Here is a 26,492-nt window from a genome sequence, read left to right as displayed (position 1 = left end):
TGGTCTAAGAATGAATTTAATTGCTGGAATGGTGAATTGGATGCTCTTAAATTAACTTTCGCAAGAGATCTAATAACTTGATTAATTTATTTGCAGACTATTCAGCAACCACCCCTACTGATGCCGGTTATTTTCTAAAAAAGAAACTATATCAAAAATATAGTAAACAAAAAGAAATTAGAATTTTAAATAAAAATATTCAAAATCTAGAGGAACAACTAGGTTATAAAAAAGAATTAAATTCAAATCTCAATCATAGTTTAGTAAAAATCAGTAATCATTTCGATGCTTCAAATCAAAAACTCCAACAACAACTGAAAGACAACCAAAAATCCCTGTTAAACTTTGAGCAATCTCTCATTACAATACAAAGAAATATGAGTACATTAGATTCTAGCCATAAAAAATATAATATGCTAATTGGAGCAATGTTACTTATCATAGTATTATTAAGTGGGGTCATCATTAAAATTAATTTATAAATATATAGTTGCCCAAAAACCTAGATCTAGCGACAATAGTACAAATTTTTTGGATTAAAACTGATGTCTTCTCCTTTAGATGTTTTAGGCGGTATTACTGCCGAGCAATTTTTAGCAGAATATTGGCAAAAAAAACCACTTTTGGTGCGTAATGCCATGCCTGAGATTGTAGATTTACTTGAGCCTAACGATGTCATGGAATTGGCACTTGATGAAAACGTGAACGCACGTTTAATTAAGCAAAAAGACCGTGACCCAAATCAGTGGTCAGTTAAATCATCACCCCTCATTAAAGCTGATTTCCAAAAAATGCCCAAACTGTGGAGCATTTTGGTACAAGCGGTCGATCATTATTCATTTGATTTGGCTGCACTGTGGAAAAAATTTGCGTTTATTCCGCAATGGCGCCGTGATGACATCATGGTGTCTTATGCACCTCAAGGTGGCTCTGTAGGAAAGCACTTTGATTTTTATGATGTATTTTTAGTCCAAGGTCATGGCCATCGCCGTTGGCAGTTGGGTCAAATGTGTGATGCCGATAGCGAATTGGTTGCAGGTCAACCGCTAAAGCTATTGCCTGAAATTGACGTACACTTTGATGAAGTGTTAGCACCGGGTGATTTACTTTATGTACCACCGGGTTTATCGCATTATGGCGTGGCAGAAGATGAGTGTTTAACCTTCTCATTTGGTTTGCGTATGCCGAATGTCAGCGACATGATGGATCGTGTGAGCGATAAATTTTCAGCCAATGAAGTTTTACGCCAACCTTTAACCGATATTATTCGTGATGAACTCAGTTGTGCCGGTGAAATCACCGCCAATGAATTGGCTTATTTAAAAGATAAACTGATGGCACAACTGCAAAATTCAAATGTGTTAGAAGATGCCATTATGAGTTTGATGTCTGAATCGAAATACCCTGAGAATATTCCTGAAGTGGAAGAAATTGGGACTGCCGATTTAGAACAAGTCTTAGACTTAGGCTATTCACTGATGCTTGAGCCGGCTTCACGTTTACTGTATAGCCAAGAAGATGAACAAACCCTGTTTTGGGCCAATGGCGAAGGCTTATGTTTAAGCGACGCTGCAACAGCGATTGTTAAGCAGCTTGCCGATGGTGAAGTTGTAATCATGGATGAGCGTTTTTATGATGCTGATTTGTTAGAAGACATTGCCACTTTACTCAATGAATCAATCATTATGTTGCTGCCTGCTGAAGACGCTGAATAATCAAATGATGCCCAAGTTTACTTGGGCATTTTTAATTAAATCATAAAAACCTATTGCATATCATCATCAATAGTAAGTAGCACGCCTGTCACAATTTATGACTTGAGCTTTTCTTAAAATCTTGACACATTAGCCACAACAAGAACAATAGGAACACTGCGATGGCAGGACCGGCACAATTAGTCAGACATAAACTGCTCAACACTTTTTTTTCACGCCATTCTATTTGGTTTGCATGTATTTTTATTGCATTGTTTTTAACTGGGCTGCGCTTATTTTATGCCCCACATTATCTGTATTATTTTATGTCAGATAGTGTGATTAATCTCATTTGGTTGCTGACCACCTTACTGAGTTTTGTGGGTTTATATGATGTACTACAAAATAAACATTCAATTTTAAAGAACTACCCAATTATGGGGCATTTTCGTTATTTATTTGAAGAATTTCGCCCTGAAATTCGCCAATATTTTATTGAGTCCGATCAAGATGCCCTGCCTTTTTCACGCATGCAACGTAGTTTGGTGTATCAGCGTGCCAAAGATGAAAATGCAGATAAACCTTTTGGTTCAATTATTGATGTCTATCAAGCTGACTATCGCTTTATGACCCATGCTGTAAATCCCTGCACGCCTGCTGACCCTGAAACATTTCGCATTCAAATTGGTAACTCAGGCTGTCGCCAACCATATTCAGCTTCGATTTTTAATATTTCAGCCATGAGTTTTGGTAGTTTAAGTGCCAATGCTATTCGCGCTTTAAATCAAGGGGCAAAACTTGGTGATTTTTATCACGACACTGGTGAAGGTAGTATTAGCCCCTATCATCTTGAGCAAGGTGGTGATTTAGTGTGGGAATTGGGCAGTGGTTACTTTGGCTGTCGGACTTTAGATGGTCAATTTGATCCTGAGAAATTTGCCCAACAAGCGGCACTTCCTCAAGTCAAAATGATTGAAATTAAACTCTCGCAAGGCGCAAAACCCGGTCACGGCGGTATTTTACCCAAAGATAAAATCAGTGAAGAAATTGCCATGATTCGTGGCATTCGTCGTGATATAGATTGTGTATCCCCGTCAAGCCATCCTGCATTTAGCAACCCGATTGAATTGATGCATTTTATTCAGCAATTACGTGATTTATCTCAGGGTAAACCCGTGGGTTTTAAACTCTGTATTGGTCAACCATGGCAGTTTATGAGTATTGTAAAAGCCATGCTACACACCCAAATTGTGCCAGATTTTATTGTAGTAGATGGCTCAGAAGGAGGTACGGGAGCGGCCCCCGTTGAATTAATTAATCATATGGGTACCCCACTACGTGAAGGTTTGTTGTTTGTACACAATACCTTAATTGGTGCCGGCTTACGTGATCAAATTAAAATTGGTGCCAGTGGTAAAATCATTAGTGCTTTTGATATTGCCAGCATGTTGGCTATGGGAGCGGATTGGTGCAATTCGGCACGTGGCTTTATGTTTGCCTTGGGGTGCATTCAAGCGCAAAGCTGTCACACCAACCAATGTCCGGTTGGCATTGCAACCCAAGACCATGATCGCCAAAAAGCCTTGCATGTCCCCACCAAAGCTGAGCGCGTGTTCCATTTTCACCAAAACACCTTACATGCTTTAGCTGAAATGTTGGCTTCGGCAGGCTTATGTCATCCTAATCAAGTGAAATCACATCATTTGGCTCAACGCGTCAATGATCGTGAAATTAAAAACTATGCGCAATTACATTTTTGGTTAAAACCCAATGAGTTACTCAATCCACAATTACAAGATGATGATAATTTTTATTATCGGATGTGGAATCTTGCCAAAGTCGATCGCTTTTAAATAAGAGGCGTATTGCGCCTCTTATTTAGTAATAATCACCACTGTTTTGAGCATGTAAAAATGCCGGAATTAAACCTGTCAGTGCCGCTCGGATATCCGCACGTTCATTAATGAGCTGATGTGAACCTTCTTCTAACATCAGCAAGGTTTGTAGACGGAATTTACGCCGAATAAATTCGATGTTATAGCGCCAATCGACAGTTTGGTCTTGTGCACCTTGCGCCAACCATACAGGAATGCGACAAGCCGGTCGCATCTCCATGTCTTGCATCCATTTAGACATGGCTAAAATCCAATCCATGCCCATCATACGTGGCTGCAATGGGTCTTTAAGACGAATAAAGCGTAAAAATTCTGGATTATGATTGTTGCGTCTAAAATGGCGTGGCACTTGACGTTTAATACGACGAATAATGCCAAGCCCGACCGGGTTATGCCACCATGCCGATTTAGCCGGACGAATCAGGGGCGATAACAACAAAACTCTTTGCACAAAAGGATTTTTACGTTTTTGGGCAAAATCGAGTAGATGATGCATCCAAATTGCCCCACCAGTACTTTGCCCAATGCCTAACCATGGCCCACTCAACTGTGGAGCACCTTTGACTGCGGCATACACCGCATGTAATACCTGTTGATAGTGGTCAAAGTTTTGGATATTGGCCGGCGATCCATTACTCAAACCATGCCCCGGCAAATCATAAGTCAGAACACTAAAACCTTGTGCCAACAATTCATGAAAAATTGGCTGATAAATACCGCTGTGTTCTAAATAACCATGCAAAATCCACACTGTGCCTTTGATGGGTGTAGCTTTTGGAGCAAACACCTGCACATGCAATTTAAACAATGGCATGTCAATAAAGCCTTGCCAATGATCACACTCTAACTGATCTAAACCGTATAAACGTCGATAAGCCTGCACTTCAAGCGATGGCGTATAAGGCTGGCTTAAATCTAAAGGACTTAAATATTGTGGTGTGGTGTCCCGACTAGGAATGGGTAATTCAAGTTGCTTTAAAATACTGGGATTTAAAAATGGGATATTGGGCATTTAAGGCACCTCACGACAATCGCTTGAACCTAACACCACATCACGTAAGGTTGCGAGCATTTCATAGTTAGCACGGCGACTATGATCATAATTTTTTACACTCGGTTGCCACTTGGTTAAAGGCGTCGGCATCGGGGCTTCCACAGGTACTGTGGCAATCCCATTGAGGGCAAATAAACGCCGTGTGCGTGGCATATGATAGGCATCGGTAATTAATAATACCCGAGGTGCCCCGCCTTTTTTTTGTAATAACAAAGCACTAAAACGGCTATTTTCACACGTATTCATACTACGATTTTCAAGCAGTTGCGCATCAACGCCATATTGTTTCAACCAATCTTGCATATAGGGTGCTTCTACACCACTGAGTACAATCGGTAGTGTTGGATATTTGGCAGCAGTGGCTAAAGCCGTTTCTAAACGCAAGCGCGTATAATGATTAACCACAATATCTTGCCGATTTTCAGCCAAGGTTAAGCCACCCCCTAATACAACAATGGCATAAGGCAAATCATGGGTCTGTGTAGATTGTGCATTTTGTTGTTGAATAAACGCAATATCTTGAAAAATATCGTCATCTACTGCCGTGGGTTCAAGATCGATCGGATATGCACTTAAAAACTCAAGATACTGCTGCATAAGAGCTTGAGTATGTGATTCATCACGCACAAACACATACGGCGTCTCTACTGTAGATGCCGCTGGCTCATCAAGCATTAAAGGCAACTGAATTTCTTTTTCGCTATCAATCTCTTGTTGGGTTTTGATCTGTTGTTGTAACAATTGATAGCGGGCATGCACCACACTCAGTGTATCTGCTTGTTGACTCTGCATTTGCTGTTGCATGACTTTTAAATAGGCTTGACGAGCAATCCATAACTCAGAACCCGGTTCTAAGGTGTTAATTGCACTTAAGCCACCGGCTTTTTGGCTATTGGCTGCCACAGGATTCACATTCACCGGCACAAATTGATGCAGTGCTTTTAACACGGTTTGAGAATAAAAAGGCGAATATAAAAACAGCACACAAACTGCTAAGACGATAAAACTCACTGCCACCAAGCGTACAAGCTGCAACATCAAACACTAATCCGTATGCGCTAATAAAAGACCATGCTTGCTCCACAACACCGGTTCTGGCTCTAACATCAGATGAAATTTACCATACACATCCTGCTGTACCGCCCGATACGTGGCTTGTACATCTGCTAATGTGGCATCGGCATAATTTACCAACACCAAAGCTTGCTTATGGAACATGCCGACCGAACCCAACTGCTTACCTTTCCAACCCGCTTGTTCAATTAACCAACCTGCAGCAAGCTTAATCTGACCATCAGCTTGTGGATAATGCGGCAGTTGCGGATATTCATGTGCAATGCGTGCAAACACTTGAGAGGTCACCACAGGGTTTTTAAAAAAGCTGCCCACATTAGGATAATCTTGAGGATCAGGCAATTTGCTTTGACGAATATGAATCACCTGACGTTGCAGGTTTTCAGCCGTTAAATCATCCCCGACTGCTGCTTTTAAATCACCGTAACCGAGTTTTAAGGCTGCATGTTTCGGCAGTTTAAAGGTGACATGGGTAATAATATAACGCTGCGGCTGCTCTTTAAAAATACTGTGTCGATAGGCAAAGTGACAATCTTGCGCTGCAATAGAACGTAACTTTTGTAGTTGCTGATCATACACTTGTACCGATTGAATAAACTCGCCAACTTCCACCCCGTAAGCGCCAATATTTTGTACTGGTGATGCACCGACTAAACCTGGAATCAAGGCTAAATTTTGCAGACCCATCAGTTGCTGTGTGGTACTCCACAGCACAAACTCATGCCAATTTTGCCCAGCACCAACACGCAAAACCTGACACACTGCATCATCTTCAAGCACTTCAATGCCTTGAATGTCCATATGCAACACCAAGCTATGTACATGCTCAGGCAATAACATATTGCTACCGCCCGAGAGTACCAACACATTAAGATCCGTCAGGTGCGCATATGCCACAGTGTCTAAGACATCTGCCACACTTTGAATTTTGACATAGTGTGAGCAAATAGAATTTAAATTTAGGGTATTAAAAGGTTTAAGTTGCACGTTGTTTTGAATATTCATGGCTATCTTAAACCTGTGAATGTTGTTGAAAATAATAAACCCAAGCACGACTACTTGATTCACATTGATCCAGTACATGCTCAAACCCAGCCTCACCCCCATAATAAGGATCCGGCACAGCTTGCTGTGCATAGACAGGATCATGCTCACTCATTAAGGCAAGTGTTGCGCGTATATAACCAAACTGCTGGCAAGCTTGCTCACTTAAAGCCTCTAAATCACGTAAATTATCATGATCCATCGCCAAGATTAAATCAAACTCGATAAAATCATGCAGCTGTACTTGACGCGCGCGGAGTTTAGATAAGTCGTAACCACGCAATTTAGCATGCATTTGACTACGTGCATCTGGAGCTTTACCGGGATGATAATTGCTGGTTCCTGCAGAATCGATCACGATATTGAGATTTTCTGCCTCACAATGTTGTCTAAGCACCACCTCTGCCGTAGGAGAGCGACAAATATTGCCTAAACACACACACAACACCTGATAGGGCGCTTGAGATGACATAGAAAACCTCACAATACACAGAGCCGTCTATGTTACGAGATTTGCAACTAAAATCCTATTGCTTGGCGATTCATAAAACTAGATTTTACAATAATTTTCATCTGTTTTTTATTGTAAAAACAATAGCAGCAGCATGGTTGCTGATCTGTCAATTTAGTGTGCTGAAGTATTTTTTTGTGCTTGAGGTTGAATAATCACTTCACTGATGACTTCATCTTCAAGGTGTAGACGTACCACGCCTTGGGCATTAATTAAGGTTTGTTGAGTTTGAATACGCTGAATAATTTTTTCTAATACTGCAATGAGTTGAGGATATTCAAAATTTTGCACTTCATCTAAATTAAGTAACAGATGAAAACCTTTATATTCATAGTCAAACCAACGTTGGTATTCAGTTTGCCGCGCATTATTTTTTTCCATCACCTGCCAAGTTTTTACTGGCTGCTGAATCCCCTTTAATTCCATAGGCTGTTTTGGCGCACACAAAAAATCATCTTTAATCAATTGATAGGTGTCATCAGAAATTAAAATTTCATCTACATCTGCGGCACTTTGTAAACGTGCCGCCAAATTAGCATCGCGCCCGACAATGGTGTACGCCATACGATGTGCAGCGCCATAATTGCCTACGTGACAATAACCTGTACTAATACCCATACGAATATGCAAAGCCGGATAACCCATCTTCACCCAACGTTCGCGCAGGATTTTCATTTGTTGTCGCATGGCCATGGCCATCTCAACGCAAGTCTTGGCATCTTGCTCGACGCCTTGCGTGGTAGGATCACCAAAGAAGATTAAAATTGCATCGCCCATGAATTTATCAACCGTGGCCTCATATTGTTTGGCAACTTCGGTCATATGGCTTAAATAGTCATTTAAAACAAAGGCAAGATCATCTGGAATTAAGCTTTCAGACAGCTCGGTAAACCCTTCAATGTCTGAAAAAAAGATGGTCATTTTTTTACGTTTATATTCAATTTTTGCCTCAGTTTCACCTTTCATAATAGATTGCCACAATTGCTGTGGCGCATAACGACTCAACTGATTGGCAAATTCCATATAGCGATTCATTTGTGAGTAGTAATGTTCGCGTTTTTGTGAAGCAATATACACACGGCGCGCTTGATAAACCGATCCTGCGGCAAAGTAAGCAATCAAGCACATAAACGCCAAAACAGTGAGTTCAGTCGAGGTGGGTGCAAAGTAATGCCCAAAACCAAACGCCAAAATATTGGCCAAATAGAAGACGGTTACGCCCCACAGACCTGCCAACGACATCATAAAAAATGAAACGCGGCTATTAATGGTGCTATAAATTAATGCTGCAAAAGTACATAAAGTCAGCACCAAATTTAGATGTACAGCAGATAAAGCTGCAGCAACCATCGCAATGTCAACTAAAAATAATGCATTGCGCTGTACTTGTGCGTTATAACGATATTTTAACCACTGTTCTAGACGTGGACTCACAAACAAAACTACCGCAAAAATCAGCGGTAAATACAATTGAATATGCGTCGTTTGCGTGGTGAAGGTGTAGACCAACAAACCCAAAGACAACATGCTATAACCCATCAAACGATGGAAGTAGCTAAATTGTTTGGGTTCTCGGTCTAACCAATACTCTAAAGGCAGCACAGCTGTCGCCGATATGCGAGTGCTTAATCCATACGCCAATCAAATGGCATATCGCCTTGACCACGTAACGCCAGCATTAAAGTTTGGCGCATATGTGCTAATACTTCATTGCTATAAGGGACGGCCGGCGTACCCCATACCGGTTTTGGCCATGCCACGTCATTTTGATAACGCACCACATGATGAAAATGCAACTGCGGTACCATATTACCTAAAGCCGCAACGTTCATTTTATCAGCACGGAAAACGCGAGATAATTGACTCGATAGCCAGCTCGATTCACGTAAAAATTGTTCTTGGTCGGCTTGGCTGAGTTCGTATAATTCAGTCACCCCTGGTACGCGTGGAATTAGAATTAACCAAGGGAACTGCATATCATTCATTAAACGACATGTAGAAAGCGGGAAATCGCCGACAAAAAATGTATCTTGAGCAAGTTGTGGATGCAAACTAAACATATTCTTTATTTATGACGCAAAATGAAAATGATGGCTAATACTATCACATCAATTTCGCTCTGAGTACGCCCCATCAAGGCTTTCATTATAATTATCAAAATACAACAGGCAAAGCTTAGGCTTTACCTGTTGTAGAGCTGCACCCATTAAGGGCGTACGATATCTTTAAGCAGATGATCTAAAACATCGTTAACAAAAGTTAAACGCTTATCTGGCTCCTCTTGTAACAGCATAACTTTTAAGCGCTGCCCGCCTTGCATCCTAAAATAGGTGGGATGTTGTTGCATCATTTGAATAATACTCGCTGCTTGAACGGGGGTATCTGGCGAAAATTCCAAATGGCCGCCATGCGCGCCAAGATCAATTTTGGTAATGCCTAAGTTTTCGGCTTTTAAACGAATTTGATGCACAGCAAACAAATGTTTGACTGCAAGTGGCGCCACCCCAAAACGGTCAATCAATTCCATGCGAATATGATCGAGCTTCTCTTGGCTATTGGCATGACTAATGCGTTTATAAAACAATAAACGCTGATGCACATCGCCTAAATACTCATCGGGAATTAAGGCCGGCAAATGCAAACTAATTTCTGAGGTGAGTGCAAGCGGTGTATCAAAGTTCGGGGTTTTACCGTTTTGAATCGCTTTGGTGGCTTTTTCTAGCATCTCCATATACAAGCTATAGCCAATGGCATGCATCGAACCACTTTGCTGCTCACCAAGTAATTCACCTGCGCCACGAATCTCTAAGTCCTCAGTGGCGAGCATAAAGCCTGCGCCTAAAGTTGAAGCACGTTGAATGGCGTCTAAACGTTTTTCGGCATCGCCTTTTAAGGCTTTAATAGATGGCACAAGCAAATATGCATAGGCTTGATGATGCGAACGTCCAACACGACCCCGTAATTGATGCAATTGTGCCAAGCCTAATTTGTCGGCACGTTCGATAATAATAGTATTGGCATTCGGTACATCAATTCCCGTTTCAATAATGGTTGAACAGACCAAGACATTGTATTCTTTGTGATAAAACTGCTGCATGACCTGTTCAAGTTCACGTTCACGCATTTGACCATGAGCTACTGCAACGCGAGCTTCTGGTACAAGAATACGAATATTTTCTGCCATGCGTTCGATGCTATCGACTTCATTGTGTAAAAAATACACCTGACCGCCACGCAACAACTCACGTAAAATCGCTTCTTTGACGGATTCATCGGTGTGTTCTTGTACAAAGGTTTTGACCGCCAAACGACGTGCCGGGGGCGTGGCAATAATAGATAAATCACGCATACCACCAAAAGCCATATTTAAGGTACGCGGAATTGGGGTTGCCGTGAGAGTAAGCATATCTACATCGGCACGCATGGCTTTAATACGCTCTTTATCGCGCACCCCAAAGCGATGCTCTTCATCCACGATCATTAAGCCTAAATCTGAAAATTCTACATTTTCTTGTAAGATTTTATGCGTACCGACCACAATATCGACTTTGCCGTCTTTTAAATCTTCTAAGGTTTTTAAATGGCTTTTGCTTGAGCCAAAACGGGATAACACCTCTATACGCACTGGCCAATCGGCAAAACGATCTTTAAAGGATTCGTAATGCTGCTGTGCAAGCAAAGTGGTCGGTACAAGCACAGCCACTTGTTTATTGTTTTGCACGGCTAAAAATGCAGCCCGCATTGCTACTTCAGTTTTACCAAAGCCTACATCACCACAAACTAAACGATCCATCGGCTTGGCTTGTTGCATATCATACAAAGTCGCTTCAATGGCATTGGCTTGATCAAGCGTTTCTTCATAAGCAAAGCCTGCGGCAAATTGCATATACAGTTTTTCATCTAATTCAAAGGCCAAACCTGGCTTGGCATGACGACGTGCTTGAATATGCAATAATTCGGCGGCCACATCATGAATTTGCTCTAAGGCTTTACGCTTGGCTTTATTCCATGCTTCTGAGCCAATTTTATGCAGCGGTGCTGAATCAGGATCACCGCCACTATAGCGGCTAATTAAGTGTAAATTGGTCACCGGCACATAGACTTTGGCACCGTCGGCATAATCAAGTTGTAAAAATTCATGCTCTTGGCGATCAATTTCTAAGGTGACTAAACCAGCATAACGCCCCACCCCATGATCAATATGTACCACAGGCGCACCAATTGAGAGTTCAGTTAAGCTCTTAATTAAATATTCTTCAGAAATCTCTTGCTGACGTTTGCGACGACGTTGCACCACACGATGTTCATAGAGTTGATTTTCTGAAATTACACTCAATTGATCACGAATGACCAAACCACGATCTAAAGGTGCATGGGTAATTGCAATGGCAAATAAAGAGACTTGAAAGGCTTCAAAACTCTCCACCACTGGAATTTCACCCAAGCTTGCTCGCAGGGCATCTTTTAAGGTTTCACGGCGCCCTGCGCTTTCGGCCACCAACAACACAGGGTGATTGGCCGCATCAATATAGGCTTTGACCTCACTAAACGGTTGTTCACGTTTTGGATCGACCGCTAGGCGTGGTGGAATGTGTGTACTTAAATCAAAATGACCGGCTTTGTTTGTATCAAAAGCATCAGGCGACGCAATCACTCGTGGAAAGCGATTAAGATGCTCTAACACGCGATTGGGTGCTAAGAACAAATCCTCAGGTGGCAAGATCGGTTGATCAACGTTATAACGACGATCTTCATAGCGACGCAGCACTTCTTGATAAAATTGATTCCAACCAGTTTCGGCATCTTTATCGGTAATGATCACTGCCGTTTTTGGGAAATAATCAAACAAGGTACTTTGATTTTGCATGGCTTGGCTGGCAAAGAACAGCGGCAAATAAAACTCAATCCCTGGCGATGCAATCCCATCTAATACATCTTGATAAATTTGGTTTTTCTTTGGATTGGCATTGGGAAAGCTTTCGGCATAACGATCGCGGAATAAGGCACGGGCTTCTTTGAGCGGAAATTCTTTGGCAGGCAATACGGTAAAACGCGTGAGTGTTTGCGTGGTGCGCTGTGTTTCTGGATCAAAGAATTTTAAGGTGTCAATTTCATCATCAAATAAATCAATACGAATGGGGGCGGCTTGACCTGAAGCATAAATATCCATGATGCTGCCGCGCACCGCGAATTCACCATGATCATAGACGGTATCCACCAACTGATAGCCGGCTTGTACCAAACGCAGTTTTTGTTGTTCTAAGACAAATTTCTGCCCCACCTGAATATCAAAATGTTCTCCCAACACCCACGAAGTCGGGGCAACACGCTGTGCCAAGGTAGACGCCGAGAGCAATAAAATACCTTGGCTTGGCATATTGGATAAAATCGCCAAACGCTCAGAGACAATATCTTGATGCGGCGATAAACGATCATAGGGCAAAATTTCCCAATCAGGAAAAATGGTCGGTGTTATGCCATAAAATTCAAGCTCGCTTTCAAGCTGGGCCAAATGTTGATTATTACGCGCCACAATCACCAACAATTGTTGGCTTTGCTTGGCAATTTCTTTAAATAAAAGCGCTGCAGCTGAACCTTGTAAATTACCGATCCAGCGTTTTTCGCCGACTTTAAGTTGTTTAAATTGAAGCTGTGCGATGGAATCTTGAAACATGGCCATTCTAAGCATGAAAGACAGAGCATCATCTTAACATGATGTTTTTCAAGCTTTATGTAATTTTTATGTGCACAGCGTCGAATGATGTCGTTTAACGTTTTTCACGTAAAAATTGACGATAGTATTCGCCCAACAAACCAACAGTGGCTTTAAATTCTTGTAAATTGTGTTGGTTATTGCCTAAACGCGCAACGTATTGACCTGTTGCGATTTCTAAATCAATTTTTTCATTGATGAGCATGGCAGCAAAATAAAGGGCTTTTAAGTCATCAAATTGATTTAAACGACGGTTAGAAAAATATTCTAAGCGCTCAGACAAGCTGTCATTTAAAACCACCCCTTTCACGATATAACCCTGCGCTTCATTCCACTCGATTGCATGCTCGTGCATAAATTGCAGACGTGGGTCTTCTTTGGTTTTAAACAACTGACGAACTTTATCAAACATCTTCAAGGTCCTAAACACTCAACTTGGTATAGTTTAACCATGTTTTGCTTAGATTAAACCTGATAAAAAACCTAACTTAGGCTATTTTATGAGTTCAGGCAAAATAACACCCATGTAAAACATGGGTGTTAAGTGTTTAGAGTTTCACCAACGCCTGACGTGACAGCACAATACCATTGTTATCGGCATACAAATAATCGCCTGAACGAATGGTGACACCACCAAAACTTAAAGTCAGATCTACTTCGCCCACGCCCTTACGGGTACTTTTTTGTGGAATAGCCGCTAAAGCATGTACGCCCAAATCAAGGTGTGCAATGGCATCAACATCACGTACGCAGCCATAAATTACCACACCATTCCAGTGATTTTTCACTGCTGATTCGGCAATTAAATCGCCCATCAAAGCACAGCGCATAGAGGCACGACCATCAACCACCAACACTTTACCGGTACCGTCTGTGGCAAGTAGCTCTTTGACACGTGAATTGTCTTCATAACACTTTACAGTCACCACTTGCCCACCAAAAGTGTGGCGTGCCCCATAACTCTTAAAAAATTTACCATCTATACAAGGTGACATGACCTGTAAGTCTAGTTGGGGATAGTTATCAAGTAGGTCACAAGTTACAAATGCTGTCACGGGGTTGCCCTCTGTTTTATCTTGGATATTGTTGTATCTTTAAATTAGCATACATTTCACACGATTGAGTCTGATTTCGCGCAGCATCGACCATAGTATGAGCCACCTGATTGGCTGTTACTGGCAGATATTTAAACTGTTTTGGCAAAACCTTGCTGCATTTTTGATAAATTTTTTGACCCAAGTCTTCAAGAAAACGCCCATGTTCACGCTGCCCAATCAACAAAGATGGTTGAATAATCGACAAACGGTATAAATTCAAGTTTTGTAGGGTATTTTCTAATTTACCTTTCACACGATTGTAAAAAAATGGCGATGCGGCATTGGCTCCCATACTGCTAATAATCAACAGATGCGTGGTGGTGTTTTGCAGTAAATGTGCCATATGCATATTCATTTCATAGTCCACTTGGTAAAAGGCAGATTTCGAGCCTGCTTGCTTTAATGTGCTACCTAAACAGCTAAATACATGACTATAGCCGGCTAAATCTTGTAAATTGAGCAATAAAAAGTCATCTAGTACAATTTGTCTAATTTTTTTTTGATTTAAAAATAGATCATTTTTACGACGAACGATGACATCAATATGCTCACAGTCTGTGGCTTGATTTAGCAATAAAACCAAGGTCTTGCCTACCAATCCTGTTGCACCCACAACCAATACTTTTTTTAACGAATGCGTCATTTTTTATACAATCTCCAACGAATTTGAGTAATCTTAGGTTTTCTTTCAGTTTTTTATACGGCTAAAATGGCATCACGGCGTGTCAAGGCTTGACTTAACAGCAATGTTAACTCAAAATATGGCACTTGTTTACGGGCTGGGTATAGTTCTTCTGATGTTGGTTTTCAGTTGAGTTGCAGCCCGCCCAGACTAATCTATTTCAAGGAGTGCACGAGTGGCAAACTCTGCTCAAGCTAAAAAACGTGCTCGTCAAAACGTTAAAGCACGCAAACACAACGCAAGCTTACGTTCTATGGTTCGTACTTATCTTAAACGTACAGTAGCTGCTATTGCTGCTGGCGATTATGCTGTTGCTTCAGAAGCTTACAAAACTGCGGTTCCAGTAATCGACCGTATGGCTGACAAAGGCATCATCCATAAAAACAAAGCTGCTCGTCATAAGAGCCGTTTAAATGCACAAATTAAAGCGTTAGCTAACTAATTTATGCATAAAAAAAAGCCCTTTTATAGGGCTTTTTTTTATTGTTCAGCATTAAATTTGGCAATATCTAAACAATGTAATTTGCCACGCCAAATCCACTTGAGCTGACACTCTAAAAATTCATCCCCTTCAAACCATACAAACAAACCTTCCATCATCTGTGGCCAATCTTCAGATGTGACTTCATTGCGCTGTGAGATGATTGCTAAAATGGCAGCAATAATGGTGTCATGACTGACCGCCAAACTTAAACCATGGCTATGTCTTGGATGCGTGTTGTAGATTAACTCTAATACATCTACCACACCACCAATGGGATGTTTCATGCCGGGTAATGCATTGTTCACAAAACTATTGATAAAGCCTAATGCACCTTGACGTTTAAAGTAAGGCCCAGCCTTGTGAATATCCAGTACAAAACTGCCCGGTTCAACCAATAAGCCTTGTTCCACAATCTCGATGTTATGCGTATTGATTGGGCTTACATCATCTGCCCCTTGTATCATCAAAGCTGCGGTATCAATACAGCGTTGAATTGGACTAGAGATGCAATGTTGAATACGACGCTCACTGTTGGCAATGAGGTATTCACCCCATGCTTGCGCCAATTCTCGCCCTTGGTGGGTCAATTGCAAGTCATAGCCCGCCAAGCCCTGTCCTTTTACCTCTTCACGCAATGAGTGACGGGTAAATAATGTTACAGGGGTCTTGGGATCTGGCAGCAAATCCATTGCATGCAACATACTGGTCGGAAGCAGATCAAGTGCCATAATACTGTCACAATTGAAAGGTTAAACCTCACTATACCACGTTGCCCCAAGAGCTCAATGCATGTTCGACATTCGTCCAAGTGCTTGTAAGGCAAGTCGTTTCATTTGATCATTGCGGTAGGCTAAAAATCCATCATTTAATAAGGTTGCGCGCTGATTATAAACAAAGGCACGTCCACTCAAATCAATTAAGCCACCACCAATGCGTTCTAGCAGGCATTGTCCTGCACTGGTGTCCCACTCTGAGGTCGGATGAAAACGCGGATAAATGTCAATTTTATCTTCTAGCATCATACAAAATTTGTAGGCACTGCCAGCCTGAAAAGTCGTATAAGGATTAAGTTGTTCAAGCGCTGCAAAAAACGCTTGATACTGCGCTTTTTGCTGACGACTATGACTGATCCCGATTTGAACGTCTTTGTGTGTAGCTTGAGCGACATAGCCAAACCAAGTCTTCACTTGAGTGTCATATTTGAGTGGCATGCCCACCTTGGGGCAAATATACAAAGTATGTTCTTCTGGTACTGCTAAAATGGCAAAAACCGTATGCGCTCCCTCAATTAAGCTTAAATTAATGGTAAATTGCGCACGCTGATGCAAAAACTCTTTGGTGCCGTCTAAAGGATCAAGCAACCAAAATTTTGACCATGTGCTGCGCTCGGTTTGCTCACCTTCTTCAGATAAAAGTGGTAAATCAGATATCAGTCGTAACTGTTCAGTCAAATAATGGTTAACCCGAAAATCTGCTTGGGTCACTGGCGAATCGTCGCTTTTATGCTCCACGTCAAATGCCTGCCCTGCGCAGTAGTTTTGATATTCTTCACGTAAAATTGCACAAGCCTGTGTCATGATAGGCAGCAATTGGTCAATCAAAGCATCTTGTGGTGCTTGGGTTTTAATAAACATACAACACCTGTTTTTATTTAAAATAATAAAGATTGTAGCGCGCTTTGGCTGCAATCACACAACAGCTTTGCTGTTTAGCAGCGTCCTTGCTTAGTTTTAAGGTGAAATCAGGTATACTCAATTTTTTTCTAGTCTAAGCTAGATCATGCTATGAGGCTTTGTGTGATGCAAAAATCAACCATCATTTTCGACATGGACGGTACTTTATTGGACTTGGCCTATGACGATTTTATTTGGAATGAGCTTCTGCCACAGCGCCATGCGAGCCATCACAATTGTTCACTTGAACATAGTCAAGCTGAGTTGGCTTCGTTTTATCAGTGTTATAACCATACTTTAAATTGGTATTCATCGCATTTTTGGAGCAATAAGGTCGGTATAGACGTACTTGCCATGCAAATTGAATTTCAGCATAAAGTTGCCAAACGTGCCGGATGTATTGAATTACTTGAGTTTTTAAAATCAGAAGGTTACCCATGTTGGCTAGCCACTAATGCCGATTGTAAAGGCTTAGAATTTAAGCTCAAAGCCATGCAAATGAGCCATTATTTTGATGTGATTGTCAGCTCAGAGAGTATTGGCTATGAAAAAGAACGTATTGAATTTTGGCAACATTTACAAAAGCTGCATCCATTTTCAGTCAAAAATTGCTATTTTATTGACGATACCGAAAAAGTTTTAGACAGCGCAAAAAACTTTGGTATTGAAAATTTAATTACCATTGCACAACCTTCATCGGGCAAAGCCCCTCGATCTGATGCGCGTTATCCGATGTTGGTACAATTAACAGACTTAATCACCACGTTACAACAGGTTGAGGAACACCAGATATATGCGTAAATCTTCTTTAGCCGAAGATGCCGTAGGCATGCGTATTGATAAATGGCTTTGGGCGGCGCGTTTTTTTAAAACGCGCTCAATTGCCAAACATGCCATTGAAGGCGGTAAAGTGCATCAAAATGGCGAACGCGTCAAAGTATCACGTGAAGTACGTGTGGGCATGGAACTGACCATTGCTCAAGGTCTTGAAAAGAAAACTGTGACGGTCAAAGCATTATCAGATGTACGTGGTCCTGCACCCGTAGCACAATTGCTCTATGAAGAAACAGCCGCAAGCCTTGCCAAACGTGAGTTGTTTGCAGCACAGCGCAAAATGCACAATTTAGCGCGTCCCGATCATCGTCCAAGCAAAAAAGATCGACGTGACATTCAGCGCTTTCGGCAGGATAATGATAGCCAATTTGACCAACAATGGTCATATTCAGATGACTAATGCAGTGCGTCATCTAATGTCGCACCAAGCCCAAACACACTAGAACATTAAAATAAAATCTGTCACTATTCATGCCATAGACATCCACTTGGGTGAATCGTGAATCTACAGTTTTGAGGTTGTAAGATGGATGAGAACAAAAGCAAAGCCCTTAATGCGGCTTTAAGCCAAATTGAAAAACAGTTTGGTAAAAACACAGTTATGCGCTTGGGTGAAAACACCGTACAAGCGGTAGAAGCGATCTCAACAGGCTCATTGACGTTGGATGTTGCCCTTGGGATTGGCGGTTTGCCTAAAGGTCGTATTATCGAAATTTACGGTCCTGAATCTTCTGGTAAAACCACCATGACCTTGCAAGCCATTGCAGAGTGTCAAAAAGGAGGTGGTACATGTGCCTTTATTGATGCCGAGCATGCACTTGATCCGCAATATGCGCGTAAATTGGGTGTTGATATTGACAATCTATTGGTTTCTCAGCCTGACCATGGTGAGCAAGCCCTAGAAATTGCCGATATGTTAGTACGCTCAGGCGCAGTTGACATGATCGTGGTGGATTCCGTGGCTGCGTTAACCCCACGTGCTGAGATTGAAGGCGAAATGGGCGACTCGCATATGGGTCTACAAGCACGCCTTATGAGCCAAGCTTTACGTAAAATCACCGGTAATGCCAAACGCTCAAACTGTATGGTGATCTTCATTAACCAAATTCGTATGAAGATTGGTGTGATGTTTGGTAGCCCAGAAACCACCACAGGTGGTAATGCGTTAAAATTCTATGCTTCAGTACGTTTAGATATTCGTCGTATTGGTCAAGTCAAAGAAGGCGACGAAATCATTGGCTCTGAAACCAAAGTCAAAGTGGTGAAAAATAAAATGGCACCGCCATTTCGTGAAGCGCTGTTCCAAATCTTATATGGTAAGGGTGTCAACCACTTAGGTGAATTGGTTGATTTAGCAGTACAGCAAGACATCGTACAAAAAGCCGGTGCGTGGTACTCTTATCAAGGCAGCAAAATTGGTCAGGGTAAAAACAACGTGATTCGTATGTTAGAAGAAAACAAGCCAATGGCAGAAGAAATTGAGCGCCTGATTCGCGAACAACTTTTAACCACCAATCAAGTACCAGCCGATGATGATCAAGACCCTGAATTTGAACCTGCTGAATAAATAACACTACAACCAAGACGCCCTTCGGGGCGTTTTTGTTATGCTGAGGATCTCAAATGAGCGATGCTAAATTCAATAACATTATTGACTATGATGCCTTAAAACAGGCCTATGGCGACACAGAAGCAGCAACTGCTTCAGGCTATGACGCCTTAAGCTTCTCTGATACTCAAAAACCCAAGGCCGAACGCAGTTTACTCAAAGGCTCACGTTTACGCTCTTATGCTTTTGCCGTATTAACCCGTAAAGAATATTCCAAAGCAGAACTGATTGAAAAATTAGCTCTATATGCCGAAAGTCGTGATGAAGTCATTGAGTTGGTCGAAGAGCTTGCCACGCAACATTATCAAAGTGATCAACGGGTCGCAGAAACTGTGTTATCCAGTCAAAAGCGTAAAGGCAAAGGTCCTGCACGAATTAAACTGGCTTTAAAAAATAAGAAAATCGACAGTGATTTAATTGTAGAGGAAATGCAAGAGATTGATTGGGCAGAACAAGCCTACCAATTAAAAGTTAAAAAATATGGGGTAGAAGTCACTAAAGATCCAAAGCTTAAAGCCAAACAAATTCGATTTTTACAATATAGAGGTTTTGATTTAGATACAATCTTTAAGGCAATTAGTCGGCGTGAGGATAACGAGTAAAGTATTGATAAATTTAATTATTATAAGAATATGGTGGCAACCCTACCAGCAAGACTCCGGCACATCATATTTCTATTACCGTTGCTACCTTCCGGTCCTGGCGGGGTTCATAGAGTACAATTGCGAAGTAACCGGCAGGGCTACCATTGCAAGACCGATTATAAAGATTTTTAGACCACATGCAAGCCCTCACATGCCAAAAAACTAAAAAAGCTATCTAATTGATTAAATTAGAAACAATTTAGGTTTTATAGGCTTTATACACCAACATTTTTCTACACAATACTTCACAATCCACACAGCATGCACTTGCTTTTCTCACATCATGTGTTTTTAATGGGCTAAGCTCTTTTTAATCTCATATGGATATACAACGTCATGCTCTATAAGCATTTCTTATTCACCACTGCTCTACTCATGAGTGGTGCAAGTTTTGCCAATATTCCAATTGAATCACATGGTCTGAGCCAACAAAATCCTCAGATGATGACGCCACGTGCCACCCATACAGGTGTAGAAACAGTTACAACCAATATGAATTGGCAACTGATTCAAAAAAACCAGCAACTTGAAACTGAATTACGTACGCTACGTGGCAAGATCGAAGAACTAGAAAATGCCAATGACAAGCTCAATCATGAACTCAATAACCGCTACACAGATCTTGATCAACGTTTAGAACTGTTACAAGAAAAATTAGATACCAATGAAAACCAAGACCTACCACAAGAGGCTACACCGGACAATACGGAGGATAACCAACAGGATACACCACCCAGCCTTATCACCCCTATAGCACCTGAACCACTCACTCCGGCACCTCTGATTACCCAAAATAATTATGATAATGAGCTTGATCGTGCAGCATACACCATTGCTTTAGAAGCCTATAAACAAGGTGGTGCCAAAAAAGCCATGGACCCCATGCGTAATTTTATTAAAAATCACCCCAATAGTATCTATGTCAGTAATGCTTATTTTTGGATGGGTGAGTTTTATTTAGCGATTGAGCCTGTGAACTATAAACGCGCTCAAGCCAATTATGCTGAGGTGGTCAATCGCTTTCCACAATCAGCTAAAGCCGCAACTGCAGTGTATCGTCTGTATAGCATGGCAAAAAATGTAGATCAAAATATGCCATTGGCCAATCAATACGCCAATATGCTTCAAAAGAACTATCCAAATTCGGAAGAAACAGGTTTTTTAAAATAAAAAAGACACCCTCAGGTGTCTTTTTTGTTTTAAGTATCTTTAGCGCACAATACCACGCTCAGACTGTTCAATGGAATCAACAAACAGACTCAATTCAGCATACTGAGGTAATAAATCCGCTCGGATTTTTTCCAAGGCTTGCTCTTTGGTAAGACCAGCTTTGTATACCAATTTAAACGCTTCACGTAAGGCTTGAATGACATCTTTTGACCAGCCCTTACGACGCATTCCCTCAAAATTCATCGCAAATGCATGTGCAGGATTACCTGAAGCCATCACATAAGCCGGGACATCTTTAACAATTAAAGACGCAGCCCCCACCATACTATAAGAACCAATCTTACAGAATTGATGAATCCCTGAGTTACCCCCCAAGATCACATAATCACCCACATGTACGTGACCTGCCACGCCCACATTATTGGCCATAATGTTATGACTACCGACCACACAGTCATGTGCAATATGGGTGTTGACCATGAGTAAGTTATGACTGCCAATCTTCGTTAAGCTTTGGTCTTGTACCGTACCACGATGCAAACTGCAATGTTCACGAATGGTATTATGATCCCCGATTTCCAACCAAGTTTCTTCGCCATTATATTTCAAATCTTGACAAACTTCGCCCACGCTTGCGAACTGAAAGATTTCATTATGTTCGCCAATGCGTGTGTATCCGCCCACTACAACGTGGGAGTGTAATTTGGTGCCGGCACCAATGCTGACCTGCGGACCAATAATACAGTAAGGACCGATCTGCACATCAGCTGCAATAACAGCCGATGCATCAATAATAGCGGTTGGATGGATTAAATCGGGATTACTCATGCCTGCTCTGTTCTTTGATGCGAAATCATAATTTCCGCTGTGGTTGCAACGACGCCATCAACCATGGCCGTACAATTGTACTTGTAAATGCCACGCTTTTGCATCACCAACTCTGATTTTAATACAAGTTGGTCACCAGCTACGACTTGTTTTTTGAAACGAACGCGTTCGGCCCCTGCAAATAAGAACAAAGAACCTGCAGTTGGCTTCTGATCGTTCATAATAAAACCAAGAATACCTGAAACTTGCGCCAATGCCTCAACAATCAAGACACCCGGCATAATTGGATATTCAGGAAAATGGCCTTGTAAGAACTCTTCGTTAATTGATACATTTTTATAACCGACGATACTATTGTCTGTCACTTCAACCACACGATCAACCAATAAGAATGGGTAACGATGTGGTAAGTATTCACGAATGGTTTGAATCGTCATTGGCAATTCAACTTTCGAGAATGCTGGAGCATTTGACTCTGTCATCATATTCATATTTATTTACGCAATTTTAAAGTTGATTCAAGGGACTCAATCTGAGTCTGCATATGATCAAGTTTTTTCATGACTTGGGTCAATGGCACATCTGCTAATTGTCTTAGGCGAACAACTGTACGTTTCCATTGTTGATTCGGTAAAATTCCTGTACCTGAAGAATAACTGCCCGGTTCAGAAATATTATTTGTGACCATTGACATTGCTGTTAAAGTCACGTTGTCAGCAATATTTATATGCCCCACAACACCTACAGCGCCAGCCAACACACAGTTTTTGCCAATTGTCGTACTGCCTGCAATAGCACTTTTGGCAGCAATGGCGGTGCCTGCACCAATTTTCACATTGTGTGCGATTTGCACAAGGTTATCAATAATCACACCATCTTCAATCACAGTATGATCAAGTGCACCACGATCCACACTGGTATTTGAACCAATACGCACGTCATTCCCAATACGCACTGAACCCAATTGCGCAATACGATGCCATTTGCCTTGATATGGCGCAAAACCAAATCCCTCACTACCAATCACAGTATTGGCATGAATACGCACCCGATCACCTAAATGACTTTCACCGGTAATGGTGACATGCGCGTCAATAAAGCCGTCTTTGCCAATTTCAACAAAATCGTCAATTTTGACATGTGATTGAATAATGGTGTTGTCACCAACCACGCAATTTTCACCAATGACCACATAGTGACCAATGTAGGCGGTATCTGAAATGATGGCTGAGGGGTCAATTTTCGCAGTGCTTTCAATGCCACGTTTGCTATGTTTACGCTCAAACACATGCGTTAAAATCGCAAAAGCCAAGTAGGGATTCGCCACTACAATATAGTTACCTTCACTTGGCAATTGCTCACGTAAAGCTTGGGTCACAATTAAAGCACCCGCTTGAGAAGTTTTGGCTTGTGATAAATATTTATCACCATTTACAAAACCAAGGTGCTGAGCTTGTGCTTGATCGAGGCTTGCCAAACCCACTAAAGTCAGATCGGCTTGCCCGACCCACTCACCGTGTACACGGTGAGCTAAATCTTGTAAGGTAAAGACTGAATGATTCATATATTATTTAATTGCATTAACCTTTTGAATCATTTTATCAGTTAAATCAGCTTTTACCTCATAAGCAAGTACAGCATTTTTATTTAATACAACATCTAGTTTATTTTCTAAACGCAATTGTTCAGCAGTTGCTTTTAAACGTGCATCGAAGGTTTTATTAACGTTTTGCATGCTGTTTTGAACAATATTTTGCACTTGCTGTTGCAGTTTTGCCAACTGTTCAGCTTTGGTTTCAAAATCCTTGGCGAGCTTTTCACGCTCTGCTGCAGTTTTTGCAGCTTGACCCTTTTCTTGAATTGTATTTAAGTCTTTTTGCAATTGCTCAATTTGCATGGTTTGCGGCTTGATGGTGTTTTGTAGACTGGTATTTTGTTGTTTAAGATAAATACTACTTTGTACCACACGCTCTAAATCAACCACAGCATAGTCATCTGCATGAGCGATATTTACACTTAAAGTCGCTAAAGCCGCGATAAATAATTTTTTCATTGTCATGTCCTAAATTTGAGGTCGTCCTTAGAAGGTACGACCGATCTCAAATTGAATATTCTTGGTTTCGTCGCCATCTTTTTCATTTAATGGGAAGGCATAGCTCAGCGATAATGGACCAATCATGGTAATCCAAGTAAAGCCAACACCGACCGAATAGCGCATATTTTCTAAGTCAAACTCATAATTGTCTGAACAGAGTTTCTGATCACGTGGATCATTGGGTACATTACAAGAGGTGTCAAAGACTTGCGCACCTTCTGCAAACACGACAGGACGCATTTGACTGGTCCAATCCCCTTTAAATGGCAATGGAACCACTAATTCTGTACCAAACTGAACTAAAGCATTACCACCCACTTCTTCATAGTATGGGTTTGCATTTGGCTCACCACCAGCTTGTTGGTTTGAGTCAAATTCAGTGATGTATTTTGGACCTAATGTGCTATTTTCATAACCACGTACCGAACCATAACCGCCGGCAAAGAAGTTCTTATAAAATGGCAGATCATTACCATAGCCTAACTTACCATAACCACGTAACACAAAATCTCGGCCTAAAGGCAAGAAGGTTTGTGCTTCATAGGTAATTTTTTGGTATTCAGCATCACCGCCGGGTAAAGCCACTTCTGCATTTACACGATGCAAAGTACCTTGGGTTGGGAACATCGGACGGTTCAGGGTGTTATATGACCAACCTAAGTTAAGATTGTAAGTCAAGAAACTGTCTGTACCTTGATCTTCTAAATAATCATAAATATAGGTCGAAGCATAGGGACCTGTAGCAATATCGGTTTGATCAAGATTTAGACCAAAACTAATACTTTGATTTTCATCAATTGGATAACCTAAAGTTAAGCCACCACCAATACTGTCTGTAACATAGTTATTGACGTTATAATCATCATCAAGCTTGGTTTTACGGTAATACATGTTGTAACCGCGACGCACACCATCAATGGTGAAGTATGGGTCAGTTACGCTTAAGTTGTAATAGTCTTGTGTTTCAGAGCGTGATAAATCAATCGCGACACTGTTACCTGTACCTAAGAAGTTGGTTTGACTTAAACCTGCTTGGAAAGTCACACCACCGGTTTGCGAGAAACCTACCGCTAAAGTACTGGTGCCTGAATGCTGTTCTTCAACATTAACGTTAATATCAACTTGATCTGGAACATTGGGCACGCGTGCCAATTTCATATCTACAGTTTTAAAGAAACCGGTGCGCTCTAAGCGAACTTTAGATAAATCAATTTTCTCACTACTGGCAAGGGCCCCTTCCATCTGACGCATTTCACGGCGTAAAACTTCATCACCAGTTTTAATGTTACCGCTAAAGTTAATACGACGGACAGTGACTTGCTGACCTGGATTAACGTAATAATTTAAGCCAACTGTTTTATTTTCATTGTCAATTTGTGGAACCACATTGACTTCGGCAAAGTAGTAACCTGCGTTGCTGTACTTGCGCTGTAGCAATTGCTTGACAGAATTGACTTTCTCTTGCGAGTACGTCTGACCCTCTTTATACAACTGTAAAGCTTTAAGCTCTTCGGTACTATATAGTGCATCACCTAAGAATTTGGTTTCACCAAATTGAAACTTCTCGCCTTCAGTCACAGCCACTTCAATAAAGACATTTTTCTTGTCTTCACTTAAGTTTAAGTTTGAATGGGTAATATCAAAATTAATGTAACCTTTGTTGAGATATAAGGCACGCAATGCTTCTAAACTTGCTGCCATTTTCTCACGTGCATAGCGATCATTCTTGGATAAAATCGAATTCCAGCCACTTTCTTTGACTGCAAAAACACGCTTGATTTCATCATCATTAAATACGCTATTGCCAATTAAATTGATATCAATAACTTTAGCCGCTTTACCTTCAATAAACTCTAAAGTTACCGCCACACGATTATTGGCTTGTGCTGTGGTGATTACTTTTACATCAGCATCATAACGACCTTGCTGCATATATTGCTGTTCAAGTTCGGCTTCTACTGTTTGTAACAGTGATTTTTTTAAGACCTGACCTTCAGCCAAGCCCATTTTAGATAAACCTTCGGTTAAGGCTTCTTTTGGAATGAGCTTATTGCCTTTGAGTTCAACGCTTGAAATTAAAGGACGTTCAACCACTTGAAAGCCAAGCACATCATCTAAATGTGCTGTTTTAATATCATCAAAATTTTCTGTGGCGTATAAAACACGAATTGCTTCTGCAATTGCAGCATCGTCAACACGCTGTCCCACTTGAATTGGCAGTGCGCTATAAACTTGCGCGGGGGTTAAACGTACCAGACCATCGACTTTAATGTCACGTACGACAAACTCTTGTGCTGCATATACTTGTGGTACTGCTGCCATTGCACTAATCAGTGCCATAGGCATAAATAAATCTCTGTGCTGCATGCCAGTCTTTTCCGCTGTTAGTTT

At 41.3% G+C, this 26,492-nt stretch carries 26 protein-coding genes and 1 other RNA gene; 9 read left to right on the top strand and 18 right to left on the bottom strand.

The features are described 5' to 3' along the window. The first annotated feature begins 77 nt into the window (after positions 1 to 77). The 3 genes from Q0017_RS00915 to Q0017_RS00905 all read left to right on the top strand — a co-directional run bounded on the left by Q0017_RS00915 (position 78) and on the right by Q0017_RS00905 (position 3,547). On the top strand, positions 78 to 482 hold the full coding sequence (locus tag Q0017_RS00915) for a hypothetical protein (RefSeq protein ID WP_298141666.1): 405 nt from the start codon (positions 78 to 80) through the stop codon (positions 480 to 482). Positions 483 to 545: 63 nt separating this feature from the next. Next, entirely contained in the window at positions 546 to 1,715 is a 1,170-nt protein-coding gene (locus Q0017_RS00910) for a cupin domain-containing protein (protein ID WP_298141663.1), read from the top strand. A 161-nt stretch (positions 1,716 to 1,876) separates the two neighbouring features. Next, positions 1,877 to 3,547, top strand: coding sequence for an FMN-binding glutamate synthase family protein (locus Q0017_RS00905; RefSeq protein ID WP_298141659.1), 1,671 nt, complete (start codon positions 1,877 to 1,879; stop codon positions 3,545 to 3,547). A gap of 25 nt (positions 3,548 to 3,572) precedes the next feature. Here Q0017_RS00905 and Q0017_RS00900 read toward each other — a convergent pair whose 3' ends face one another. From Q0017_RS00900 to Q0017_RS00855, 10 genes are all read right to left on the bottom strand, one after another. Continuing rightward, positions 3,573 to 4,601, bottom strand: coding sequence for an alpha/beta hydrolase (locus Q0017_RS00900; RefSeq protein ID WP_298141656.1), 1,029 nt, complete (start codon positions 4,599 to 4,601; stop codon positions 3,573 to 3,575). After that, positions 4,602 to 5,681, bottom strand: a complete 1,080-nt coding sequence (locus tag Q0017_RS00895) for a YdcF family protein (RefSeq protein WP_298141653.1) — start codon at positions 5,679 to 5,681, stop codon at positions 4,602 to 4,604. Between the two features lie 6 nt (positions 5,682 to 5,687). Next, entirely contained in the window at positions 5,688 to 6,722 is a 1,035-nt protein-coding gene (gene murB, locus Q0017_RS00890; protein WP_298141649.1) for a UDP-N-acetylmuramate dehydrogenase, read from the bottom strand. A gap of 7 nt (positions 6,723 to 6,729) precedes the next feature. Then, positions 6,730 to 7,233: a low molecular weight protein-tyrosine-phosphatase gene (locus Q0017_RS00885; RefSeq protein ID WP_298141646.1), complete on the bottom strand. Its 504-nt coding sequence runs from the start codon at positions 7,231 to 7,233 to the stop codon at positions 6,730 to 6,732. 153 nt (positions 7,234 to 7,386) lie between these two features. Then, positions 7,387 to 8,871, bottom strand: a complete 1,485-nt coding sequence (locus Q0017_RS00880; protein WP_298141693.1) for an adenylate/guanylate cyclase domain-containing protein — start codon at positions 8,869 to 8,871, stop codon at positions 7,387 to 7,389. Positions 8,872 to 8,897: 26 nt separating this feature from the next. Next, complete coding sequence (locus Q0017_RS00875) at positions 8,898 to 9,332, bottom strand: HIT domain-containing protein (protein ID WP_004976660.1); 435 nt, start codon at positions 9,330 to 9,332, stop codon at positions 8,898 to 8,900. A gap of 146 nt (positions 9,333 to 9,478) precedes the next feature. Continuing rightward, positions 9,479 to 12,946 carry a transcription-repair coupling factor gene (mfd, locus tag Q0017_RS00870; protein WP_298141643.1) on the bottom strand — a complete coding sequence of 1,156 codons (3,468 nt, stop codon included), beginning with the start codon at positions 12,944 to 12,946 and terminating at the stop codon, positions 9,479 to 9,481. 94 nt (positions 12,947 to 13,040) lie between these two features. Then, positions 13,041 to 13,397, bottom strand: a complete 357-nt coding sequence (locus tag Q0017_RS00865; protein ID WP_298141640.1) for a hypothetical protein — start codon at positions 13,395 to 13,397, stop codon at positions 13,041 to 13,043. Positions 13,398 to 13,533: 136 nt separating this feature from the next. Further along, positions 13,534 to 14,040: a ribonuclease E activity regulator RraA gene (rraA, locus tag Q0017_RS00860; protein ID WP_298141638.1), complete on the bottom strand. Its 507-nt coding sequence runs from the start codon at positions 14,038 to 14,040 to the stop codon at positions 13,534 to 13,536. A 16-nt stretch (positions 14,041 to 14,056) separates the two neighbouring features. After that, positions 14,057 to 14,725: a nucleoside-diphosphate sugar epimerase gene (locus Q0017_RS00855; protein WP_298141635.1), complete on the bottom strand. Its 669-nt coding sequence runs from the start codon at positions 14,723 to 14,725 to the stop codon at positions 14,057 to 14,059. Positions 14,726 to 14,939: 214 nt separating this feature from the next. On the opposite strand from Q0017_RS00855, the gene rpsT reads away from it, so the two are divergent. After that, complete coding sequence (gene rpsT, locus Q0017_RS00850) at positions 14,940 to 15,206, top strand: 30S ribosomal protein S20 (protein WP_053580135.1); 267 nt, start codon at positions 14,940 to 14,942, stop codon at positions 15,204 to 15,206. Between the two features lie 38 nt (positions 15,207 to 15,244). Here the strand turns inward: rpsT and Q0017_RS00845 are convergent, their stop codons facing one another. After that, the gene (locus tag Q0017_RS00845; RefSeq protein WP_298141632.1) at positions 15,245 to 15,976 is read right to left on the bottom strand and encodes a phosphoglycerate mutase family protein; all 732 of its coding nucleotides are present in this window, start codon (positions 15,974 to 15,976) and stop codon (positions 15,245 to 15,247) included. A 54-nt stretch (positions 15,977 to 16,030) separates the two neighbouring features. Beyond that, positions 16,031 to 16,882, bottom strand: coding sequence for a 3'(2'),5'-bisphosphate nucleotidase CysQ (locus Q0017_RS00840; RefSeq protein ID WP_298141630.1), 852 nt, complete (start codon positions 16,880 to 16,882; stop codon positions 16,031 to 16,033). A 165-nt stretch (positions 16,883 to 17,047) separates the two neighbouring features. Here Q0017_RS00840 and Q0017_RS00835 point away from each other — a divergent pair, with 165 nt between their 5' ends. The 4 genes from Q0017_RS00835 (at position 17,048) to Q0017_RS00820 (ending at position 19,966) form a co-directional block, all read left to right on the top strand. After that, positions 17,048 to 17,722 (top strand): HAD-IA family hydrolase, encoded by a 675-nt coding sequence (locus Q0017_RS00835; RefSeq protein WP_298141627.1) that lies wholly within the window; start codon positions 17,048 to 17,050, stop codon positions 17,720 to 17,722. Then, a complete protein-coding gene (locus Q0017_RS00830; RefSeq protein ID WP_298141624.1) occupies positions 17,715 to 18,155 on the top strand; it encodes a S4 domain-containing protein in 441 nt (146 codons plus the stop codon). Before Q0017_RS00835 ends, Q0017_RS00830 begins: the two co-directional genes overlap by 8 nt. 126 nt (positions 18,156 to 18,281) lie before the next feature. After that, positions 18,282 to 19,322 carry a recombinase RecA gene (gene recA, locus Q0017_RS00825; RefSeq protein ID WP_298141621.1) on the top strand — a complete coding sequence of 347 codons (1,041 nt, stop codon included), beginning with the start codon at positions 18,282 to 18,284 and terminating at the stop codon, positions 19,320 to 19,322. A 56-nt stretch (positions 19,323 to 19,378) separates the two neighbouring features. Further along, positions 19,379 to 19,966, top strand: coding sequence for a regulatory protein RecX (locus Q0017_RS00820; RefSeq protein ID WP_298141618.1), 588 nt, complete (start codon positions 19,379 to 19,381; stop codon positions 19,964 to 19,966). A gap of 40 nt (positions 19,967 to 20,006) precedes the next feature. Here Q0017_RS00820 and ffs read toward each other — a convergent pair. Next, positions 20,007 to 20,103: signal recognition particle sRNA small type (ffs, locus tag Q0017_RS00815), an RNA gene on the bottom strand. Between the two features lie 241 nt (positions 20,104 to 20,344). Between ffs and Q0017_RS00810 the strand changes: the two genes are divergently transcribed. Continuing rightward, a complete protein-coding gene (locus Q0017_RS00810) occupies positions 20,345 to 21,178 on the top strand; it encodes a YbgF trimerization domain-containing protein (RefSeq protein ID WP_298141616.1) in 834 nt (277 codons plus the stop codon). Positions 21,179 to 21,217: 39 nt separating this feature from the next. Here Q0017_RS00810 and lpxA read toward each other — a convergent pair whose 3' ends face one another. Genes lpxA through bamA form a run of 5 tightly spaced genes read right to left on the bottom strand, consistent with a single transcriptional unit; the run spans position 21,218 to position 26,468 of the window. Continuing rightward, positions 21,218 to 22,006, bottom strand: a complete 789-nt coding sequence (gene lpxA, locus Q0017_RS00805) for an acyl-ACP--UDP-N-acetylglucosamine O-acyltransferase (RefSeq protein WP_298141614.1) — start codon at positions 22,004 to 22,006, stop codon at positions 21,218 to 21,220. Then, positions 22,003 to 22,488 (bottom strand): 3-hydroxyacyl-ACP dehydratase FabZ, encoded by a 486-nt coding sequence (gene fabZ / locus Q0017_RS00800; protein ID WP_298141690.1) that lies wholly within the window; start codon positions 22,486 to 22,488, stop codon positions 22,003 to 22,005. Before fabZ ends, lpxA begins: the two co-directional genes overlap by 4 nt. Before the next feature lie 11 nt (positions 22,489 to 22,499). Beyond that, on the bottom strand, positions 22,500 to 23,570 hold the full coding sequence (gene lpxD, locus Q0017_RS00795; RefSeq protein WP_298141611.1) for a UDP-3-O-(3-hydroxymyristoyl)glucosamine N-acyltransferase: 1,071 nt from the start codon (positions 23,568 to 23,570) through the stop codon (positions 22,500 to 22,502). Positions 23,571 to 23,573: 3 nt separating this feature from the next. Continuing rightward, the gene (locus Q0017_RS00790; RefSeq protein ID WP_298141608.1) at positions 23,574 to 24,059 is read right to left on the bottom strand and encodes an OmpH family outer membrane protein; all 486 of its coding nucleotides are present in this window, start codon (positions 24,057 to 24,059) and stop codon (positions 23,574 to 23,576) included. A 27-nt stretch (positions 24,060 to 24,086) separates the two neighbouring features. Continuing rightward, the gene (gene bamA, locus Q0017_RS00785) at positions 24,087 to 26,468 is read right to left on the bottom strand and encodes an outer membrane protein assembly factor BamA (protein ID WP_298141605.1); all 2,382 of its coding nucleotides are present in this window, start codon (positions 26,466 to 26,468) and stop codon (positions 24,087 to 24,089) included. Positions 26,469 to 26,492 lie beyond the last annotated feature (24 nt).

Origin of the sequence: uncultured Acinetobacter sp. (genome assembly GCF_947624825.1) — a bacterium.
GTDB lineage: Bacteria > Pseudomonadota > Gammaproteobacteria > Pseudomonadales > Moraxellaceae > Acinetobacter.
This window is presented reverse-complemented; position numbering and strand designations above follow the sequence as displayed.

Excerpts from the sequence above, each read along its gene's own strand:
- Q0017_RS00910 (WP_298141663.1), top strand. The coding sequence starts at position 546 with ATGTCTTCTCCTTTAGATGTTTTAGGCGGTATTACTGCCGAGCAATTT.
- Q0017_RS00905 (WP_298141659.1), top strand. The coding sequence starts at position 1,877 with ATGGCAGGACCGGCACAATTAGTCAGACATAAACTGCTCAACACTTTT.
- Q0017_RS00900 (WP_298141656.1), bottom strand. The coding sequence starts at position 4,601 with ATGCCCAATATCCCATTTTTAAATCCCAGTATTTTAAAGCAACTTGAA.
- Q0017_RS00895 (WP_298141653.1), bottom strand. The coding sequence starts at position 5,681 with ATGTTGCAGCTTGTACGCTTGGTGGCAGTGAGTTTTATCGTCTTAGCA.
- murB (WP_298141649.1), bottom strand. The coding sequence starts at position 6,722 with ATGAATATTCAAAACAACGTGCAACTTAAACCTTTTAATACCCTAAAT.
- Q0017_RS00885 (WP_298141646.1), bottom strand. The coding sequence starts at position 7,233 with ATGTCATCTCAAGCGCCCTATCAGGTGTTGTGTGTGTGTTTAGGCAAT.
- Q0017_RS00875 (WP_004976660.1), bottom strand. The coding sequence starts at position 9,332 with ATGTTTAGTTTGCATCCACAACTTGCTCAAGATACATTTTTTGTCGGC.
- mfd (WP_298141643.1), bottom strand. The coding sequence starts at position 12,946 with ATGTTTCAAGATTCCATCGCACAGCTTCAATTTAAACAACTTAAAGTC.
- Q0017_RS00865 (WP_298141640.1), bottom strand. The coding sequence starts at position 13,397 with ATGTTTGATAAAGTTCGTCAGTTGTTTAAAACCAAAGAAGACCCACGT.
- Q0017_RS00855 (WP_298141635.1), bottom strand. The coding sequence starts at position 14,725 with ATGACGCATTCGTTAAAAAAAGTATTGGTTGTGGGTGCAACAGGATTG.
- Q0017_RS00845 (WP_298141632.1), bottom strand. The coding sequence starts at position 15,976 with ATGGCACTTGATCTGCTTCCGACCAGTATGTTGCATGCAATGGATTTG.
- Q0017_RS00840 (WP_298141630.1), bottom strand. The coding sequence starts at position 16,882 with ATGTTTATTAAAACCCAAGCACCACAAGATGCTTTGATTGACCAATTG.
- Q0017_RS00835 (WP_298141627.1), top strand. The coding sequence starts at position 17,048 with ATGCAAAAATCAACCATCATTTTCGACATGGACGGTACTTTATTGGAC.
- Q0017_RS00830 (WP_298141624.1), top strand. The coding sequence starts at position 17,715 with ATGCGTAAATCTTCTTTAGCCGAAGATGCCGTAGGCATGCGTATTGAT.
- recA (WP_298141621.1), top strand. The coding sequence starts at position 18,282 with ATGGATGAGAACAAAAGCAAAGCCCTTAATGCGGCTTTAAGCCAAATT.
- Q0017_RS00820 (WP_298141618.1), top strand. The coding sequence starts at position 19,379 with ATGAGCGATGCTAAATTCAATAACATTATTGACTATGATGCCTTAAAA.
- Q0017_RS00810 (WP_298141616.1), top strand. The coding sequence starts at position 20,345 with ATGCTCTATAAGCATTTCTTATTCACCACTGCTCTACTCATGAGTGGT.
- lpxA (WP_298141614.1), bottom strand. The coding sequence starts at position 22,006 with ATGAGTAATCCCGATTTAATCCATCCAACCGCTATTATTGATGCATCG.
- fabZ (WP_298141690.1), bottom strand. The coding sequence starts at position 22,488 with ATGACAGAGTCAAATGCTCCAGCATTCTCGAAAGTTGAATTGCCAATG.
- lpxD (WP_298141611.1), bottom strand. The coding sequence starts at position 23,570 with ATGAATCATTCAGTCTTTACCTTACAAGATTTAGCTCACCGTGTACAC.
- Q0017_RS00790 (WP_298141608.1), bottom strand. The coding sequence starts at position 24,059 with ATGAAAAAATTATTTATCGCGGCTTTAGCGACTTTAAGTGTAAATATC.
- bamA (WP_298141605.1), bottom strand. The coding sequence starts at position 26,468 with ATGCAGCACAGAGATTTATTTATGCCTATGGCACTGATTAGTGCAATG.